The sequence below is a fragment of the Pseudomonas sp. JV245A genome, assembly GCF_032424515.1.
In the GTDB taxonomy this organism is placed as follows: Bacteria; Pseudomonadota; Gammaproteobacteria; order Pseudomonadales; family Pseudomonadaceae; genus Aquipseudomonas; species Aquipseudomonas protegens.
Genome location: NZ_VYKE01000334.1, coordinates 1 through 2,115 on the forward strand (window position 1 = coordinate 1; position 2,115 = coordinate 2,115).

Annotated in this window: 2 protein-coding genes; both read left to right on the top strand. The window is 67.1% G+C overall.

The features are described from left to right. Nucleotides 1-219: potassium-transporting ATPase subunit C (locus tag F6S12_RS31310; RefSeq protein ID WP_315869813.1), on the top strand; the 219-nt coding region annotated here is incomplete at its 5' end. A gap of 123 nt (nucleotides 220-342) precedes the next feature. Beyond that, nucleotides 343-2,115, top strand: a 1,773-nt coding sequence (locus F6S12_RS31315; RefSeq protein WP_315869814.1) for a DUF4118 domain-containing protein, incomplete at its 3' end; no start/stop codon positions are given.

A 2,115-nucleotide genomic window follows, 5' to 3' on the forward strand; every position in this document is an offset into this window, starting at 1 on the left:
GGGCCGGTGCCCCTGGCATTGCTGACCACTTCGGGCAGCGGCCTCGATCCACACTTGCCACCGCAGGCAATTGACTATCAACTGGCGCGGGTCGCGGCGGCGCGCAACCTGTCGCCAGCCAAGTTGCAGGCCCTGGTGGACGCCCATATAGAGCAGCCGCTGGTGGGGCCGCCGGTGGTCAATGTACTGGCCCTGAACCTGGCCCTGGAACAGCTGTAGCCGCTGCCGAACCTGCGAGGCTGCAAAATGCCCCGCAGGGGCTTCCAGCCCCAGGGAGCGCTGGCAAACGCAACTGAAGTGAGCGCAGATTGAACCGAATGTCTTGTCGCAGAGAGATAACCCATGAGTGATTCCGGTCGCGCCGACGCGCTGCTAGCCGAGCTGCCACGGGACGGCCGCGGCCGACTCAAGGTGTTCCTGGGCGCCGCCCCCGGGGTTGGCAAGACCTACGCCATGCTTCAGGCGGCCCATAGCCAACTGCGCCAAGGGGTCAAGGTGCTTGCCGGGGTGGTGGAGACCCACGGCCGCGCCGAGACCGAAGCCTTGTTGAGCGGGCTGCCCCAGCAGCCCTTGGTGCGTTCGGAATACCGTGGCGTATTGCTGGAGGAAATGGACCTCGACGGCCTGCTCAAGGCCAAGCCCAAGCTGGTACTGGTGGACGAACTGGCCCACAGCAATGCCCCGGGCAGCCGGCACGCCAAGCGCTGGCAGGACATTCAGGAGTTGCTGGCGGCCGGGATCGACGTTTTCACCACGGTTAATGTCCAGCACCTGGAAAGCCTCAATGACCAGGTGCGCGGCATTACCGGGGTCCAGGTCCGTGAAACCCTGCCTGACTGGGTGTTGCAAGAGGCCTATGAGTTGCTGCTGGTGGACTTGCCGCCCCGAGAGCTGCTGGAGCGTCTGCGGGACGGCAAGGTCTACGTGCCGGAGCAGGCGCGGGCGGCCATCGATGCATTTTTCACCCAGACCAACCTCACCGCCCTGCGCGAACTGGCGATGCAGACCGCCGCCGCCCAGGTGGACAACGACCTGGCCCAGGGCTATCGCCAGTTGGGGCAGGCGGCACCGGCGGTGCGCGGGCGGCTGCTGGTGGGTATCGACGGCGATGCCCAGGCCGAGCGGCTGGTACGTCACGCCAGCCGTGTGGCTCAGCGTCGCCACCTGCCCTGGAGCCTGGTGCATGTGGATAACGGCCGGTTGCGCGACGAGCAGGCACGCTTGCGCTTGCAGGCTGCTCAACAACTGGCCGAGCGCCTGGGCGGGGAAGTGGTCTTGTTGCGCGCCGGCGAGGTGGCCAAGACCTTGATCCAGCACGCCGCGGAGCGTCGCGCCAGCCTGCTGCTGGTGGGGCAGTCCAGGCGCCGCTGGCGCCGGCGCTGGTTCGGTGGCGGCTTGGCGGCGCGCTTGCTGCGCAATGCCGATGACCTGGAGATCAATGTCCTGGACAGCGAGCCCCAGCCCCATCAGCCGGGCCTGCGGGTCAAGCATTCGCTGATCTGGTTCGACTACGTCCTGGCAGTCCTGGCCACCCTCCTGGCCAGCGCCCTGGCCTGGGGGGTGGCCAGTGTCCTGCCGTTGCCGAACATCTCCCTGGTGTTCCTCGCCGCGGTGCTGCTGGTGGCAGTGCGCAGCAGCCTGGGGCCGGCCCTGGCTTGCGCGGCGCTGTCCTTTCTCAGTTATGACTTCCTGTTCATTCCGCCGAACTTCTCCCTGGCCATCCAGCGGGAAGAAGATGTACTGACCCTGCTGTTCTTCCTGCTCATGGCCGCGCTGACCGGCAATCTGGCGGCCCGCCAGCGCCGGCAGTTGCAGGCCTTGCGCGATACCCAGGAGGAAACCGGCGAGCTCCTGGACCTGTCGCGCAAGTTGACTGCCGCCACTGACCGGCAAGCGGTGATCAGCGCCGCGGCCCAGCATTTGAATGGTCGCGACGAGTTGCGTGTCTGCCTGATCAACCGCGATGGGCAGGGTGGATGGAAAGTCGAGACCGGTGGTTCGCCGCAGTTCTCCGAGGCCGAGCGCGCGGCGGCCGACTGGGCCTGGCAGCATGACCAGCCGGCGGGGCTGGGCACCGGGACCTTGCCCTTTGGTCGATGGTGGTGGTGGCCGCTG